General features: G+C 63.7%; 15 protein-coding genes. 10 read left to right on the forward strand and 5 right to left on the reverse strand.

The window, feature by feature from the left end:
- The first annotated feature begins 71 nt into the window (after window positions 1-71).
- From EJ070_RS19105 to EJ070_RS36340, 7 genes are all read left to right on the forward strand, one after another.
- Entirely contained in the window at window positions 72-4,568 is a 4,497-nt protein-coding gene (locus EJ070_RS19105; RefSeq protein ID WP_126092735.1) for a strawberry notch family protein, read from the forward strand.
- Between the two features lie 12 nt (window positions 4,569-4,580).
- Window positions 4,581-5,624 carry a toprim domain-containing protein gene (locus EJ070_RS19110; protein WP_126092736.1) on the forward strand — a complete coding sequence of 348 codons (1,044 nt, stop codon included), beginning with the start codon at window positions 4,581-4,583 and terminating at the stop codon, window positions 5,622-5,624.
- 247 nt (window positions 5,625-5,871) lie between these two features.
- Complete coding sequence (locus EJ070_RS19115) at window positions 5,872-6,813, forward strand: DUF2493 domain-containing protein (protein ID WP_126092737.1); 942 nt, start codon at window positions 5,872-5,874, stop codon at window positions 6,811-6,813.
- Between the two features lie 314 nt (window positions 6,814-7,127).
- Window positions 7,128-7,661, forward strand: a complete 534-nt coding sequence (locus EJ070_RS19120) for a hypothetical protein (RefSeq protein ID WP_126092738.1) — start codon at window positions 7,128-7,130, stop codon at window positions 7,659-7,661.
- A gap of 734 nt (window positions 7,662-8,395) precedes the next feature.
- Window positions 8,396-8,719 (forward strand): DUF736 family protein, encoded by a 324-nt coding sequence (locus EJ070_RS19125; protein ID WP_085462449.1) that lies wholly within the window; start codon window positions 8,396-8,398, stop codon window positions 8,717-8,719.
- 65 nt (window positions 8,720-8,784) lie between these two features.
- Window positions 8,785-9,111, forward strand: coding sequence for a hypothetical protein (locus EJ070_RS19130; RefSeq protein ID WP_126092739.1), 327 nt, complete (start codon window positions 8,785-8,787; stop codon window positions 9,109-9,111).
- A 363-nt stretch (window positions 9,112-9,474) separates the two neighbouring features.
- On the forward strand, window positions 9,475-9,639 hold the full coding sequence (locus EJ070_RS36340; protein WP_189349945.1) for a hypothetical protein: 165 nt from the start codon (window positions 9,475-9,477) through the stop codon (window positions 9,637-9,639).
- A gap of 31 nt (window positions 9,640-9,670) precedes the next feature.
- On the opposite strand, the gene EJ070_RS19135 is transcribed toward EJ070_RS36340, so the two are convergent.
- From EJ070_RS19135 to EJ070_RS19155, 5 genes are all read right to left on the reverse strand, one after another.
- Window positions 9,671-9,949 (reverse strand): HU family DNA-binding protein, encoded by a 279-nt coding sequence (locus tag EJ070_RS19135; RefSeq protein WP_126092740.1) that lies wholly within the window; start codon window positions 9,947-9,949, stop codon window positions 9,671-9,673.
- A gap of 141 nt (window positions 9,950-10,090) precedes the next feature.
- A complete protein-coding gene (locus tag EJ070_RS19140; RefSeq protein ID WP_126092741.1) occupies window positions 10,091-10,345 on the reverse strand; it encodes a WGR domain-containing protein in 255 nt (84 codons plus the stop codon).
- 343 nt (window positions 10,346-10,688) lie between these two features.
- The gene (locus tag EJ070_RS19145) at window positions 10,689-11,165 is read right to left on the reverse strand and encodes an XRE family transcriptional regulator (protein ID WP_126092742.1); all 477 of its coding nucleotides are present in this window, start codon (window positions 11,163-11,165) and stop codon (window positions 10,689-10,691) included.
- A 149-nt stretch (window positions 11,166-11,314) separates the two neighbouring features.
- Window positions 11,315-11,656, reverse strand: coding sequence for a hypothetical protein (locus tag EJ070_RS19150; protein WP_126092743.1), 342 nt, complete (start codon window positions 11,654-11,656; stop codon window positions 11,315-11,317).
- A complete protein-coding gene (locus EJ070_RS19155; protein ID WP_126092744.1) occupies window positions 11,653-12,354 on the reverse strand; it encodes a ParA family protein in 702 nt (233 codons plus the stop codon). Before EJ070_RS19155 ends, EJ070_RS19150 begins: the two co-directional genes overlap by 4 nt.
- A 266-nt stretch (window positions 12,355-12,620) precedes the next feature.
- Between EJ070_RS19155 and mobC the strand changes: the two genes are divergently transcribed.
- The 3 genes from mobC to EJ070_RS19170 are packed head-to-tail and all read left to right on the forward strand — an operon-like array spanning window position 12,621 to window position 16,066.
- On the forward strand, window positions 12,621-13,025 hold the full coding sequence (gene mobC / locus EJ070_RS19160) for a plasmid mobilization relaxosome protein MobC (RefSeq protein WP_126092745.1): 405 nt from the start codon (window positions 12,621-12,623) through the stop codon (window positions 13,023-13,025).
- Window positions 13,025-15,841 carry a hypothetical protein gene (locus EJ070_RS19165; protein WP_126092746.1) on the forward strand — a complete coding sequence of 939 codons (2,817 nt, stop codon included), beginning with the start codon at window positions 13,025-13,027 and terminating at the stop codon, window positions 15,839-15,841. The genes mobC and EJ070_RS19165 overlap by 1 nt, the downstream gene beginning before the upstream one ends.
- 9 nt (window positions 15,842-15,850) lie before the next feature.
- Entirely contained in the window at window positions 15,851-16,066 is a 216-nt protein-coding gene (locus tag EJ070_RS19170; RefSeq protein ID WP_126092747.1) for a hypothetical protein, read from the forward strand.
- Window positions 16,067-16,075: the final 9 nt, after the last annotated feature.

The following is a 16,075-nucleotide window of genomic DNA, read 5'->3' on the forward strand; positions in this document are numbered from 1 at the left end:
AGGAGTGCGGCCTTGCCGGAGCGCAGAGAGCGCGCCGGCAGGGCGGACACTCTCGCTCGAAGGACATCTCCATGAACATCGTCACCACCACATCGACCGTCGCCCGGACGGTCGCTCCCCCTGCCGCGCCGGCGATCCGCACCATCGACACCGCCCAGGCGATTCATCAGGCGGCCACCCGGCTTCTTCCCGTCCTGGAACAGGGCAAGCCCGTCACCACCGCAGCGCTGCGCGCGACCATGACCGACAGCTTCGGCGGCACCGATGCGCAAGGCTTCTGGGTCTGGAAGGACGCCTATGAGGCGCTGGAAGCCGCTCAGGTCCTGTTTCTGCGCCGCTTCGGCTCGGCGATCCTGTCGCGATCGGCCTCGCCGCAGGCGGCGCTGGCGATGATGAAACGCATCGCCGAACTCCTCCCCACTCACACGCGGCGCTCCGACGAGAGCCAGGCCATGCAGCAGTTATCCACGCCACTGCCGCTCGCCTTCGTCACCGCTCATGCTGCCGCGATTTCCTCTTCGGACCTCGTTCTCGAACCTTCAGCCGGCACCGGCCTTCTTGCCGTCCATGCCGAGATTGCCCGGGCGCCGCTCGCGCTCAACGAGATCGCCGCGACACGCGCCGATCTGCTCGGCCTGTTGTTCCCGCGCGTTCCGGTTTCTCGGCATGACGCCGCCCATATCGACGATCATCTCGACGTCGCCGTCGAGCCATCCGTGGTGTTGATGAACCCGCCCTTCACCGTGGGCGCCTATGTCGACGGACATGTCGCCGATGCAGCATGGCGGCATGTCTCTTCAGCGTTTGCCCGTCTGCGCGCTGGCGGTCGCCTGGTTGCCATAACCGGCACCGGGCTCTCGCCCGAAAACCCCAAATGGCGGCCGGCCTTCGAGCGGCTCCAGCAGCAGGGCAGGGTGGTTTTCACCGCAGCGATCGATGGTCGCGTCTACGCCCGCCACGGCACGACGGCGGAAACCCGCCTGACCATCATCGACAAGAGGCCAGCGTCCGATCCGTCCGCATTCGCGGCCTCGCCGGGCAAGGCTACCGATGTCGAGACACTGCTCTCCTGGATTTCCGACCTGCCGCCACGCACACCGGGCGGCTTTCCGGATTCGATCGGCGCCCTGTCGAACGGAATCCTGCGGAATGCCGCCACGCACATGGCCGCGCGCTCTGCTGCCAGAGCTGCGCCGATCGCAGCATCGGCTGCTGTCGCGAAGAGCACGCGGCCAGTTCTTCCTGTCGCCCGGGCGAAGCCAGTCCGTCCGACCACCTCGGCCAGCACATCAGCTGTTCCTCTTTCCTATGAACTGCGCGACTGGATACCCGAGGCGGGCGGTCGCCTCACTGACACGATCTACGAGCGCTATGCGCTGCAGTCGATTCACATCCCGCGTGCGAAACCCCATCCGAGCCCGCTCGTCCAGTCGGCGGCGATGGCCGCTGTCGCGCCGCCGAAACCGTCGTACCGGCCTCTCCTTCCTGATGCGATCATTGATGAAGGGCTGCTATCCGATGCCCAGATCGAGAGCGTCATCTATGCCGGCGAAGCCCATTCCGACCATCTCGCCGGCGCCTGGACGGTGGATGAAACCTGCGACGTCGTCGCGGCCGCTCCCGACGGCGCAGAGAATGCTGTTCGCTTTCGCCGTGGCTGGTTTCTGGGAGACGGCACCGGCTGCGGCAAGGGGCGACAAGTCGCCGGCATCATCCTCGACAACTGGCTGCAGGGCCGTCGGCGCGCAATCTGGATCTCGAAGTCCGACAAGCTGCTGGAAGACGCACAGCGCGATTGGGCTGCCCTCGGGCAGGAACGGCTTCTCGTCCAGCCGCTCTCGCGCTATCGGCAGGGCACGCCGATCCGCCTTGCCGAAGGCATCCTGTTCACGACCTATGCGACGCTGCGCTCGCAGGAGCGCGACGGCAAGAAGTCTCGCATTGCGCAGATCATTGATTGGGTGAGCCAAGAGGCGGGGAGCGCCGGAGGCGCGATAGGAACAAGTAAGTCTTTTGATGGCGTCATAGTATTCGACGAAGCCCACGCCATGGCCAACGCCGCCGGAGGCAAAAGCGAACATGGCGATGTGGCACCCTCACAGCAGGGCAAGGCGGGCCTCAGGCTTCAGCATGCGCTACCCGACGCCCGTGTCGTCTATGTCTCCGCGACCGGCGCAACCGCCGTCGAGAATCTGGCCTATGCCCAGCGGCTCGGGATTTGGGGCAGCGAGGATTTTCCCTTCGCCAACCGCGCCGAGTTCGTCGCGGCAATCGAGGATGGCGGCGTCGCCGCCATGGAGGTGCTCGCCCGCGATCTCAAATCGCTCGGCCTCTACACGTCGCGATCGCTCTCCTATGACGGCGTCGAATACGACCTGCTCGAGCACGAACTGACGGAAGAGCAGATCCGCATCTACAACGCCTATGCGGACGCCTTTCAGGTCATCCACAACAATTTGACCGCCGCGCTCGAGGCCGCCAATATCACCAGCGAGACCGGCACGCTGAACCGCAATGCCAAAGCCGCAGCACGCTCGGCTTTCGAAAGCACCAAGCAGCGTTTCTTTAGTCATCTCATCACCTCGATGATGACGCCGACCCTGATCGGCGCGATCGAGCAGGACCGCGCCGACGGTCATTCGGCGGTCGTGCAGATCGTCTCGACCGGCGAGGCGCTGATGGAACGGCGGCTGGCCGAGATCCCGGCAGAGGAATGGTCCGACCTCCACGTCGACGTGACCCCGCGCGAATTTGTGCTCGGGTATCTGATGCATTCCTTCCCGACCCAGCTCTTCGAGGAATATTCCGATGCCGATGGCAACGTCTATTCACGCCCTGTGCATGACGCAGAAGGCAATGCCGTGCAGTGCCGCGAGGCTGTGCGCCGCCGCGACGAGATGATCGAGAAGCTGGCCTCGCTGCCGCCCGTCGGCAGCGCACTCGACCAGATCCTCCACCATTTCGGCACCGACACCGTCGCCGAGGTTACCGGTCGCTCGCGCCGCATCGTCAAAAAGACCGGTCGCGACGGCATCGACCGGCTCGCCGTCGAGAACCGGCCCGGCTCGGCCAATCTCGCAGAGACTCAAAGTTTTATGGATGACGTCAAGACTGTACTGGTCTTTTCCGATGCCGGCGGCACCGGCCGCTCCTACCACGCCGATCTCGGCGCGAAAAACCAGAGACTGCGCAAGCACTATCTGCTCGAAGCCGGCTGGCGCGCCGACAACGCCATCCAGGGACTCGGCCGGACGCACCGGACCAACCAGGCGCAGCCGCCACTGTTCCGACCGATGGCCGCCAATGTGAAGGCCGGCAAACGTTTCCTGTCGACCATTGCCCGACGGCTTGACACGCTTGGTGCGATCACCCGCGGCCAGCGTCAGACCGGCGGGGCAGGGCTGTTCCGGTCCGAGGACAATCTCGAAAGCCCCTACGCCCGTGCGGCGCTACGTCAGTTCTACCATCTGCTGCACCAGGGCAAGATCGAGGGCTGCTCGCTGACGACCTTCGAGGCGGTCACCGGGCTGTCTCTCACCACGGAAGAAGGCGGTCTGCGCGACGAGCTGCCGCCGATCACGACCTGGCTCAACCGGCTGCTGGCGCTGCGCATCGAAACCCAGAACCTGCTGTTCGAAGTGTTCGAGCAGCTGATGACGGCAAGAATAGAAGGCGCCATCGCCGCGGGCAATTATGACAAGGGGCTGGAGACGATCACGGCGGAAAGCATCATCGTAACCGATCGCCGCACAGTCTACACGCATCCGGTCTCCGGCGCGCAGTCTCATGTGCTGACCGTGGCACGCAAGGATCGCATCCGCCCGCTCGGCCTGTCCGAAGCACTGGCGATCGCACGCGCGGAACCGCAGTCGGTTCTCCTGGTCAACGCGCGGTCAAGCCGCGCGGCGATCCAGCTGCCGACGGCAAGTCTGATGCTCGACGACGGGACGATAGAGCACCGGGTGCGCCTGCTGCGGCCGACCGACGAGCTGCGCTTCGGTCTCGATGCCCTTGCCGAAACTCATTGGCAGCCCGCCGACCGAAGGCTGTTCTGCGAGCTGTGGCAGGCAGAAGTCACCGCCGTTCCGGAATTCACGACCAGCACCTTCCACATCGTCACCGGCCTGTTGCTGCCGATCTGGCGGCGGCTGCCGGACCATGATTGCCAGGTCTACCGGATCCAGACCGATGCCGGAGAACGCATCATCGGCCGTCACATCGCGCCGACGCTGGTCGCCACCATGTTGCGCAATCTCGGCATCGACAATGTCCCGACACTGGCGCCGGAGGAGGCCTGGACCGGACTTGTGGAGGGACGGATCGGCCTGCAGCTTGCCGATGGCCTGGTCCTGCGCCGCAGCCGCGTCATGAACGACTACCGCGTCGAGCTGATCGGCTTCACCGACGCCATGGTGCCGCGCCTGAAGGCATTGGGCCTGATCGCGGAGATCATCTCCTGGAAGCTCAGGCTGTTCATCCCGACGGCTGAGCAAGGCTCCGCGATGCTCGCATCGCTTCTCGATCGCCACCGGCTCACCGGCGTCACCGACCGCACGGCGGCGGCTTGATAGGAGGCGATCATGACCGGCTCGGCCTCCGAGCTGGCGCGCCGTCTTGGCGATCATGCCGAGGCGGTGTGCCGCGAATATCTCTCTAACGGCCATCGTTCGGGCAATCACTGGATCGTCGGTGACGTGCGCAACACGCGCGGCCGCTCCATGCATGTGCGGTTGAGAAGCAACGCTAAAGGCCCGGCGGGCAAGTGGGTGGACGAGGCGACGTCCGAGTTCGGCGATCTCCTCGATGTCATTCGCGAAAGCTGCGGGCTTATCGAGTTCCGCGATGTCGCGGACGAGGCGCGCCGCTTCCTCGCCATGCCGCGACCGCCGGCGCAAGACTCCGGCGCGGAGCGCCAGCCAGCCGCGGCACGCGGCTCACCCGACGCCGCGCGTCGCCTGTTCGCCATGTCGCAGCCGATCGCCGGCACGCTGGCCGAACGCTATCTTGCTTGCCGCGGCATCCTGCTCGCCGCGCGTGAACGCGCCTTGCGCTTCCACCCCGGCTGCTACTACCGCGATCTTGTCACCGGCGAGACGCAGACCCTCCCCGCGTTGATCGCGGCCGTCACTTCCCTCGACGGACGCGTCACCGGCCTGCAACGCACCTGGTTGGATTCGAACGGCAACGGAAAGGCGCCGGTTGCCGATCCGCGCCGCTCGCTCGGCAATCTTCTAGGCAACGCCATCTGGCTCGGCATAGAGCCTGGCGCATCAATTTCGGTCATGGTCGCCGGCGAGGGTTTGGAGACGATGGCCTCGCTCCGCGTCGTGATGCCGGCACTGCCGGTGGCCGCCGCGACCTCGGCCAATCATCTTGCCGGCCTGTCCTTCCCGCCCGACTGCCGCCGCCTCTACATCGCGGCCGATGCCGACGCTGCCGGCCGACATGGCATTGAGCGGCTCAGCCGGCGCGCAGGCGAGGCCGGCATTCTCGCTATAGTGCTTCGCCCGCAGCTCGGCGACTTCAACGACGATCTGCGCCATCGCGGTGCGACCCATCTCGCGGCATGGCTCAGCGATCAGCTCGCCCCGGAAGATGCCCGTCAGTTCCTGACGTCGGGATGAGCGGTCAAGGGGCTACAGGCGGGTAGGGCGGCATCACCGGAAGTCTCGCAACCATGGGCGCGCAGTCCGCCGGAAAGGCCGCGCCCGCGGCCTGCCTGAGAGGCGATCCCTGCCACCCCCCGGTCACGGCCGCAACGGCTGCGCCGTCCTCCGCTTCGCTCCGGCCTTCGGTGCGGCCGCGCCCGGAGCGCGGCCGGGATGCGCTGTCAGGCCGCTATAGCGCGGCCACAACCGACGGAGACACGCCATGACCTACGAGCTTCCCTTCGACGACGCCTACGAGCCCTACCACGCCTCCTCGCCGACCGACCGCGTCATCCTCGAACTGCAGATGTACGGCCATCGTCCACATCAGGACGAGCCCGATCCCCGTCCGCTCCCCGACGAGAGCGTGATCCGGGCCGGCCTGGCCGGGATCGTCGAGACCTTCGCCGGCATGCTCGGCGACACCAGGCTCGAACCCGACCTCGACGACCTGCTCTGGTCCTTCACCAACGTCTTCCATCGCGCGGCCGAACGCGTCGGCCGCAGCCTCGACCGCAACGAGGAGGCGCAGCGGTCGAGCCAACGCGAGCAGGATGGCTCGGAGGTGAAGTCCGTCGAGCTGGAACGGCTCACGGCCGAAGGCATCACCTATATCGAGCGCCGCAACGTCCTCGAAATCATGCGCGACGAGGCCGCCGACCTCTACGAAGCACAGACCGGCTCGGCGTGGCGGCCGCGCACCGGCTCCAAGGTCTCCCATCAGGCGATGACGGCGGCGGTGATCGACAGCCGCGACTTCCTCGCCGCGCGCCGTCGCGCCGAGACCGAGGTGCTGGTGCCAGCCGGCACCAGGATCGCCTTCGCCGGCGGCCTCGACTGCAACGATCACGACCGGATCTGGGACGCGCTGGATAAAGCCCGCGAGAAGCACCCGGACATGGTGCTGCTGCATGGCGGCAGCCCACGCGGCGCCGAGCGGATCGCCGCCTGCTGGGCCGAGAACCGCAAGGTCACGCAGATCGCTTTCAAGCCGGACTGGAACCGGCATGCGAAGGCCGCCCCGTTCCGGCGAAACGATCAGCTGCTCTCGGTCATGCCCTACGGACTGATCGTCTTCCCCGGCTCCGGCATCACCGAGAACCTGGCCGACAAGGCTCAACGACTCGGCATCCCCGTCTGGCGGTTCACGGAAGGTGGCGCGTGAGCGCCGCTTTCATTCCCCGCGTCGAAGAATCCGACCCGCTCACGGTCGGGTTCTTCGCGTGTGCACACCCGTTCCGGTCAGCAATCCGGCGGGAGCGCGGTGCGAAAGAGCGCAGGATGGAGAGTGGCCAAAAGTCCTCCGACACGGGTTGGGCGGGCCGGCCTCCGGCCGGCCGGGCTCTACTCGCGGCGTGCCGCCGCTCCCCGAGCCGGCTTCGCCGTCTCGGACTTCGGGTGACGATCCCTCGCGCGGGGCCAGAGGGAGAGGGCGGCCGGGCCGGGGGGCGGTTGATCTGAGAGAAAGGAAAGCGACCAATGACGATAATATTCCTTGGCGGTTCGCGTGACATCTTCGAGCTGCCGGTCCCCGCGATCGAACGCATCGGCGCGATCGTTGCGGCCGAGCACGGCGTGCTGATCGGTGACGCGCCGGGAGCAGATGCCGAAATGCAGGGCCTGCTTGCGGGCTACAAGTACGAGCATGTCGGGGTCTTCCATGCCGGCAAGGAACCCCGCAACAATCTGGGCGACTGGGCCGCCTACCATGTTCCTTCTCCTGAGGATGCCAGAGGGTGCTGGGTCCACGCCGCCAAAGACCGGGAGATGGCGCGGCGGGCCGACTTTGGCATGATGGTCTGGGACGGCTCATCAGCCGGCACGGCCGTCAACGTGCTTCGGCTCGCCATCTCGAACAAGCCGTGCGTTATTTACGATCTGGCCAGGGGCAGCATGGCGACCACGTACAATGTGGAAGATTGGTGCGCCATGCTCCGCCATGCCGATCCCGACATTCGCCGCCAAGCCGAAGCCCGCATGACGCCGGACGAGCGTCTGGCGTTGCCAGGATGATGTAGGTGCGGTCCCGCCGACAGCCAGGCGGGTGCGATCCGATGCTTGATCCGGCCCGAGCCCCCAACTCCATTTGTATGAGTGGCCGGAGCCGGCCCCTTTCGAAACCGGCCCACGCGCAGAGCCGCAGGGCGTTGTGCAGGACAATCATCTTGCCCGCCTCGCCACCCGGGGGAGGCAGCGAGATTGCCGAACATCCTGGCCTGCGCGGTCATCCGTCATGGCAGCGAGGCATCACCAGCGATGGCTTGAATTTCGTGGCCAGTCGGCTCCGATCTCAAAACCGCTGTGCCGCCATACCGAACGCACAGGGCAGTTCACGCGCCAGGCTGCTGTTCGAGATGTGACAACGCAGACGACATGACCCGAGAGGTGCGCGACAAACATGTTCCGGCGATCCGGCAGCGTGTGCGGCCAAGCGATGGCGGCCTGAGTTCTTGTCCATCTGCTGCATCCGGGGCCATTCCCGTTTCATGTCGCCTTTGTAGACGACCGCCTGCTTTGTGCGGTCAACCCCCGTTGGGGGTACACTCGGCGAATATTCAGGAAAATTCGATTTCGGTTTTTGTTGCGGGCCAGGCACTTTCCTTCCCGCAAGCGGGGCCCTTGAAAGTGCGGCCCGCTGTCTGCGGCAAATAGAATTTTCCAGAATTTGTGCCGAGTGACCGCAGCAGGACGGCCCCCTCCTTTGGCGCCATCGGGAATGATCCCGATGCAACCGAAGGAGAAGTACCATGGCCACCACGATCGCAAACCTCACCGCCAAGGCCGACGGCTCGATGGAAGGCGTGTTTGCCACGCTGCGGGTCAACGCCCCGATCACCTTGATCCCGAACGCCAACAAGACCCGCGAGGATGCTCCCGACTACCGCATCGTCAACAAGCGCACCGGCTTCGAGATCGGAGCCGGCTGGCACCGCATCTCCCAGCGTTCGGGCGAGGAATACCTCTCGGTCAAGCTGGAAGCCCCCGAGATCGGCGTGATCTTCGGCAACCTCGCTCCCGCCCCCGGCGGGGACGAGAACAAAAAGGTGATCCTGTGGAACAACCCGCAGTGAACCGCAGCGAGCCGGCTCCGCAAGGGGCCGGCTCTCTTTTCGCTCCACCCGATCAGGAGGCTTCAATGAGCCGCTACACCATCACCGTCACCAGCGACCACCGCTCCGATCCCAACGCCGTCATCGGCTATGATCCGCCGCTTCGCACCTTGTTCCTGCAGGCGTTCCCCGAAGAGAGCGGCGACGATCTCGCTTTGTGGCTCGGCACCAGCGACTGCGAGTACGAAACGCTCGACGCGCTGCACGCGGCAGCGCGATCACGCGGGTTCGACTTCATGCCGCTTCCCGACGATGTCGCACTGCTGCTTGTAGAACATCTCGCCAAGGGCGCTGACGGACAGCCGCATGACGGCCCGCTCGCAGCATTCTTGCGGCATCTGCGATCGAAGTAGCCACGAAAGAGGCCCGTGCCGGGCAAGCGTCCGGCACGGGCCTCTTTTTTTGCCAACCCGGGCCGCCTCCGTCGAACGTCATCACAACGCTGACCTGTCACGGTGGTCACGTTGGCGCCTCACACGGGACGGTGCCGCGCGTGCTTCTCGGTTTCCGGTCGCATATCCGGGCACGGGGTGTCTGCTCAGGTCGTCCCATGGTGCCATGGCGCTCCGAAGGCCTCAAGGACGAGCGGTCCCCCAAAATGCTTGCGCATTTCGGCTCCCCCACTCGCCGCCTCCGGCGGTCGCTGCGCGATCCTTGACCCCTCCGGCCCGCCATCGCCGCCGGCGTCGTCCTTCACAAACATCAAGGAGATGACGATGTCGATCGATCAACACATTGAGGAGCTTCGGGCCGAGCTGCGGAACGCCGTCGACGCCGACGAGCGGCGCTGGATCAAGGAGGAGCTGGCGATGGCGCTGGCCGAGCGCGAGGCGATCTGGGCCGAGCAGGAAAGCCTCTTCAGCAGCGATCCGCCCTTCTAGGGGTGTCGCGCATTGGACGCGCTTGTCGGCCTCAGCCGTTGAGCGCGTCCTTCACGGCCTTCGCCGGCACGAAGGCCAACTTCTTCGAGGCCGCGATCTTGATCGTTCCGCCGGTAGCCGGATTGCGGCCTTCACGGGCCGGCGTCGCCTTCACCTTGAATTTTCCGAAGCCGGGGATGTTCGTCTCGGCCCCGCTCGCCGCCGCGGACGCAATCTCCTTAAAGACGCCGTCAACAATGGCCTTGGCCTGCGCCATGGTCAGGTTCTGAGTTGCGGCAATCTTGTCGGCAATCTCGGTCGCTGTAGTCATGTCGGGCGGGTCCCCTTTCAGCTGGATCAATCCTTTTCCTATGGCGACGAATTCGCCGCGGCGGTAGAGGCCACGCTTAGGTTGCAGCCCGCATCCACTGAAAAGCGCGGGATTCCTGGTATTTCGTTACTTCGAGTGGGGTCAGGCAAGTCCGCTGTCGCGATATCCCTTGCGGCGCTTCGTGCGCTCGAGCCGGCTGAAGGCGTTGGTCGCGGCGTCGTCGCTGTCGAACGTCTCCATCATCGACTGGCCGTTTGTGCCGATCCTGCCCCAGTTACGGATGACGGAAACGCCGCCGAACAAGGTTGGCTGGATCACGAGCGTATAGAAACGCCGCATGTTCCGTGACGGGTCGATGCGGTGAAGATGAACCGGGGTTGTTTCGTCGTGATCCATGGCTGGAGTCTCGCTTCCTGCGGAAGCGGCGTCCAACGACATTGCTGAATCGATCCCGCTCGATCGATTCGTGGCGATGATGGATCGCAGCGTCGGCCGACGCATGGTTGGCTTGTCTTCGGTAAGAAAGCGTTGGGCGAGGCCCTTCGGGCACGGCTCTACTCGCGCCCCATATGGCGCTCCCAGAGCCCGCAAGCGGTCTCCGCGCATCCGCGTGACGATCCTCTCGCGAAGGTCGGCCCGCCGGCGCGCATCCCCGACGACTCCAGCGCGAAGCGGGCGGGTGACCGGCAGGTCGCGGGCGGGCGGGCACTGCGCACGCCGGGATTTGCCTCCTTTTCCTTTATGACTGACCTGAGTGGTCGCGTTCGCCCACCAATCCTTCGATCATGCCGAGCAGGCTGGATGCCGTCGATGGGGGCATGTCCAAGATTCGCAACATCAGCTTCAATTTGTCGTCGGCTTCCTTCCGGGTTTCCCCGAACAGGTGAGGGGCTGCTGCGTGAATCATCTCCACCGGCGAACAGTCGAGAATCTCGCAAAGATGGATCAGCCGCGTCGCCTGGAGCTTGGAGAAGGCCCGCTCGTAGCGTGCGAAGATGGTCTCGTGCAGGCCGACCATTGTACCCATCTGCGCGCGGTTCAGCCGCTTGGCGTCGCGGTGCTCGCGGATGAACTGGCTGAATATTTGCTCCATTTCGCCAAAGCTTCGAATACCCTCAAAGCCGGGCTTCCTGTAGATCGGCTTTTCCGATTCTTCATCGGTCGTTTCGACGAGCCCCTGCTCCTCGATATATTTTTGCACATCCTTGATCGCCATGGCGGCGGCTTCTGCCCGTTCCCTGTTGCCCAAAAATGCGCGTCGGTCTGACCTGCGCATTCGCCCTTATCGGCTCAATTCATTCGAAAGCAGAGCCAATTTGACATTAGTAGCAGAAAAATTAGCCGCGGATCAAATCACCGTCTTCCTCAAGCGCCGATCTCATCGAGGTATCTGACGATCGCCGCTTCGATAATCGCCTGCATCGACGTTTCCGTGTTGAACGATGCCAGCTTCAACCGGCGTTTTGTCTGCCGGTCGAGACTTACATTGACGAAGAAGTTTTCTCCCTTCACCCGTTCGCGCTTCACCCGCCGCAGTGCCTTTCTTGCCTCCTGCCGCATGTCGACTTCGACCTCCGGCTTGCTGCTTGGCGGTTCCGGCGATCTGGTCGCTATGTCTTGTTGGCGCACGTTGACGGGGCCAGCGGCGATCTGCTTTCGAGGCGCTGTCGCGAACTCAGCAAGCGACAGGTTTTCCCGGCGGCTCATTCCACTTCCCCATTTTCGCCGCCAAGCTTGAGAAGCGTATCGATCTCTTCGACGACGCTCCGCGTCTCGCGGCGCGCCTTGGCGACTGCCTCGGTCAAATCCTGCATCTGCAGCGTGCCGATGCCGTTCTGGATGTCCTTGTAGACGTTGCGCTCCATCACCTCGGTCCGAAACAGATAGGTGCCGACCTTGTCCTCGATGATCGGACGAATCTTGCGATAAAGCTCGGTATGACGAACGGTCAGCGAGACGCGCGTCCGCAGCACGCCATGCCGGCAATCGCGACCGAGCGCGTCGTTGACGCGCAGGACGGACTCGAAACAATCGATCGCCCCGAGCACCTCCCGCTTCGATGCCTGGATCGGCGAGATCACCAGGTCGGACCATCCGATCACCGGATCGATGATCGCGGTGTCCTCTCCCGGCGTGTCGATCAGAACGTAGTCAAAACTGTCGGCTGCACGATCCAGAAAGGCGCTAACTGCTTTGGCGGTCTTATGGCCAAGGACATCGATCCCCTCTGCCTGCGCTTCCTTTTCCCGGCAGTCGCTCCACCACTTGGTCAAATTGCTGCGGGCATCCATGTCGATCATCGCGACGGTCAGGCCCCGCAAGGCATATTCGCCGGCAATATTCATGAGCGCGGTGGTCTTGCCGGCGCCACCCTTGCCGTTGATGGCGGAGATCACGGTCGACATCCTGCGTTCTCCTACAAATATGTGTTTCTACTCACACACGAACCCATGTCCGTGGAGATGTGGATTCGTATGACTCCACGCTTGCACGAGTATAGAAATGTAGAGTCATAATGACCATAGAAAAATGGAATTTCGGCAGTTTAAGGATAAATTCAATGTCGGTTTGGGTTGGCAGGATACGGAAAAATGTGATACATTTTTCCTGACAATCGAGGGACGAGCCCTCGATCCGCGGCCTGCGGCCGCAAAGGCAGGAAAGATCGCCGATGAAAGCGCCGGACGCATTGCGTTCACGACGGGCCGCTAGGCGGGAGAAGGTCGCCCACATCCGCTTTGCGGAGGATGAGATATCTGCCGTGGAAACCGCTGCAGAACGAGCGGGGCTTTCCGTTTCGGCCTTTATCCGATCGCTCTCGCTCGAGGGCGCCGGTGTCAGGCCGTTCATGAACAGGGAAGATCGGGCGGTCCTCGAGATGCTCATCCAGGACATGCGCGCCGTTGGCGGCAACCTCAATCAGATTGCCCGCGCCCTTAATGGAAGTCGGTCTGTGGCTGGCTCGGATCTCAAAGGAGCAATCGACGATGCCCGCGCGATCGCAACCACGGTCGCGGCCGAGCTCGCTGCGATGACGAAGCGTGCCGGCGCATCCCGGCGCGGTGAGGCGACGTGATGGAGTTCTTCCTGGGCGCCTTCGAGCGGGATTGGGAGCGCCGGCGCGCGGCGCTGCTGCACGAATTGCAGATGGGCGGGCACGAGGAGCTCGACTGGGACCGGCCGCGAAGGGGAGGGGTTGCCCATCTGCCGGCGGGTGTTGGTGGTTGGGGCGGCGCGCGGCGGCAGGGCCGCGCCGTTGCTTTCCGCGGAACCGGTGGTGGCCGGCCAATGCATGCTCGGTTTGCGGCGCTGGCGCGGGGAAGCCAGCCGGCGGTGGTCAAGCTTGCCTCCTATGGCGGCGGCATCCGGGCGGCAGCCATGATGAGCTATGCATCGCGTTCGGGTGAACTGCCGGTGGAGAACGAAAAAGGCGAGCGCATCGTCGGCAAGCAAGCGCTCGCCGAATTGCGCGAGGATTGGGAGCGTCTATTCGACAACCGCACCGCCAGTCGCGATGTCGGCATGTTTCAAGCTTCTATTATCGCGGCATCGGTCGCGGGCATAGACGATCGGGAGGAATTTGCTCGTGAGGCCTTGAGAGCAGGCTTTGGCGAGCGGCGCTTTGTCTATGCCGTCGAGGAGAAGAACGTCGGCGAGTTCGAGGTTCGGGGCGTCGTCGTGCTGCGCGACCCAAGCGGCGAGCGCCTGACCGCTGACGCCAAGGCAACGGCGATTGTCCAGGAGAGGGTAGACAATTCCGACGTCAGCCGCGAAGCGGAAGTCCGTTTACGGTTCCGCGGTTACGGCAATGGCGTGGAATTCGCCACGGCGCGGGTACGAGATCTGGTCGAGCGCATGCAACAGGGTGGCGTGCGTGATGAGACGGCCCGCATCGTCAGAGACTTCGAAAAAGCCGGCGACCTGGTCCAGAAGGAATGGCGGCGGGAGCTGCACAGCCGCAAGGGCAGGGACGTCATGCATCTCATCGTCTCGGCACGCGCCGGCACAGGTGTAACGGCATTCCAGGCCGCGGTGCGCGATTTTCTTGGTGAGCAGTTTGGCGGTCACCGATACGTGTTCGCACTGCATGATCCGGCCGACGATCCGAAGGAAATGGGGCAGGGCGGACAGCGTCCGCATGTCCATGCCCATGCCATCGTCACCATGCGCTCTGAGACGGGTGATCGGATCGTGACCAGCCCGCAAATATTCCGGCAATGGCGTGCGCTGATGGCCGAGAAGGCGAGAGAGTATGGCATCGACATGGAGATGACCGACCGCCGCGAATTTGGCAATCCACCGGCATATGCGCGCAATCAGGTGCGGCCGGTGAGTTACGCCGGGCGGACCGAGCACGAAGGCACAAGCAGGGCCGCACAGGTCCGCTATGATCGCAAACGTACCAACCAGCAGTCTGCGGCCCGATCGGCGCGCAGCGCCGACTACGCTGTCGAAGCGGTCCAAGCCTGGGACGAGGTCATGCGCGGAAGGCCCGAAAAAGCCGTCGCCGACTTTGCGACCAAGCAGATAGATCGCCTTCAGACGGCATTAGGAGAAAGTCAAATCGACATCGGGAAATTTGAAAATTCGCATAATGCTACAAATTTGAAAGCCAATATGATAGAGTTAGAGAAATTGGTCGCAGTTGGAGGCCTGCCCATGCGTTCGATGACACGAACGGAATTCGAAGCCTATGAAAAGCGCGTCGAAGCAGTGCTCGCAACCGTCGAGGCCGCGATCGAGCCGGTCGAGAAAAAGGATTTCGACGAGATCGCCGCGACGGCACGCGAGGTGGTGGAAATCCGTCGCGAGTATCTGGAGCTTTCGGAGCGACAGGCTCAGGCCGAGCGTCTCGAGGCTGCTCCACAGGGTCAGGGCGAACGGGACGCGCCGCAGCTTCCGCAGGATGCGGTCAAGTTCCAGATGGCGGAGCGGGCCGGTGCCGACGGCACAGCAGATGGAAAGGTGAAAGATAATCCGGATCAGAGACGCTTCGATAGCGAGGCACTCCTCTCGCGGGATGATCTCTTCGACAGTGCAATCGCTCGCCATGGCGAAATGGCTGTGCGTGAAGGAGATGAGATCTTGGCCGGGTATGATGCTGCCGCCCAATCACTTGAGCGCGCCACGACCAGGTTCTCGAATGAGTATTCCCGCAGTGACCTATCCGATGACGAGCGTGCAACCATTCGCGCTGACTATCTTGCGGCGTCAAGTCGATATGACGCCGTGCTTCAACGCTACGCCCGGCAAGCACTCGACGGGAACACCTATCTCTACGAACAATCGAAGGGAGAGGAAAACCTGCAGGAGGCGCTGAAGGAGGAGGCTCAGCACCGTGCTTCCCAGCGGGCGATCGACATGTACGATCCTACAAGGAATCTCCCTGCACGACAGCATGACGAGCAGATGGTGCGAGCCGGTGACGAGTTGTTCGCCCGCATCGACGCCGCAAGGATCGCCGTTCATCGCCTTTACGAGCCGGAAAATCGCGACAGCCGATCACCCGCTTCGAGCCTTGCCGAAACAGAAACCGAGCGTGACGCCCGGATCGCAAAATTGAGCGAGGCGGAGATCCGATACGCCGATCTGTTGCGGGAGGCTGCCCGAGCCGCGATCGACGGCAACGGCTACATACGCGATATGGCAACGATCAGACACGATCTGAACAACGAAATCCACATGGAGAGCCGGCGCCGCGCAGAAGCAGAACAGAGACGTGACGACAACGTACGGGTTACATCTGGACCATCTGAACCGGGAAGCCGTGCGGCGAAGTTGAATGAGGAGTATCGGGCGGATCCGCCACAGCAGCAGGTTCCGCGCTTGCGCGAGTTGGAGCGTGAAGTCGAGCAGCGGCACGACCGCGAGCGTAGCGAGCAGGAACGCTAGGTCAGGACAATGAGGCAGCATTGGCACATCAAACCGCTTCCGCCGCCCGACGACAGTGCTGATCGTCCGGATGGCTTTGTGGGATTGGCACTGTTGGCTCTGATTGTCATCGGCCCATTGATTTTGTTCGGGCATCAGCTGGGTGCTATGGAGACGTGGCTGGTCGAGGTCTATAAAGCGGTCGAAAGCTGGCTTTCACCCGTTCGGGATTGGTTTTTGGGCTAGTGGCGTGCA

The sequence above is a fragment of the Mesorhizobium sp. M1E.F.Ca.ET.045.02.1.1 genome (genome assembly GCF_003952485.1).
Lineage (GTDB): Bacteria > Pseudomonadota > Alphaproteobacteria > Rhizobiales > Rhizobiaceae > Mesorhizobium.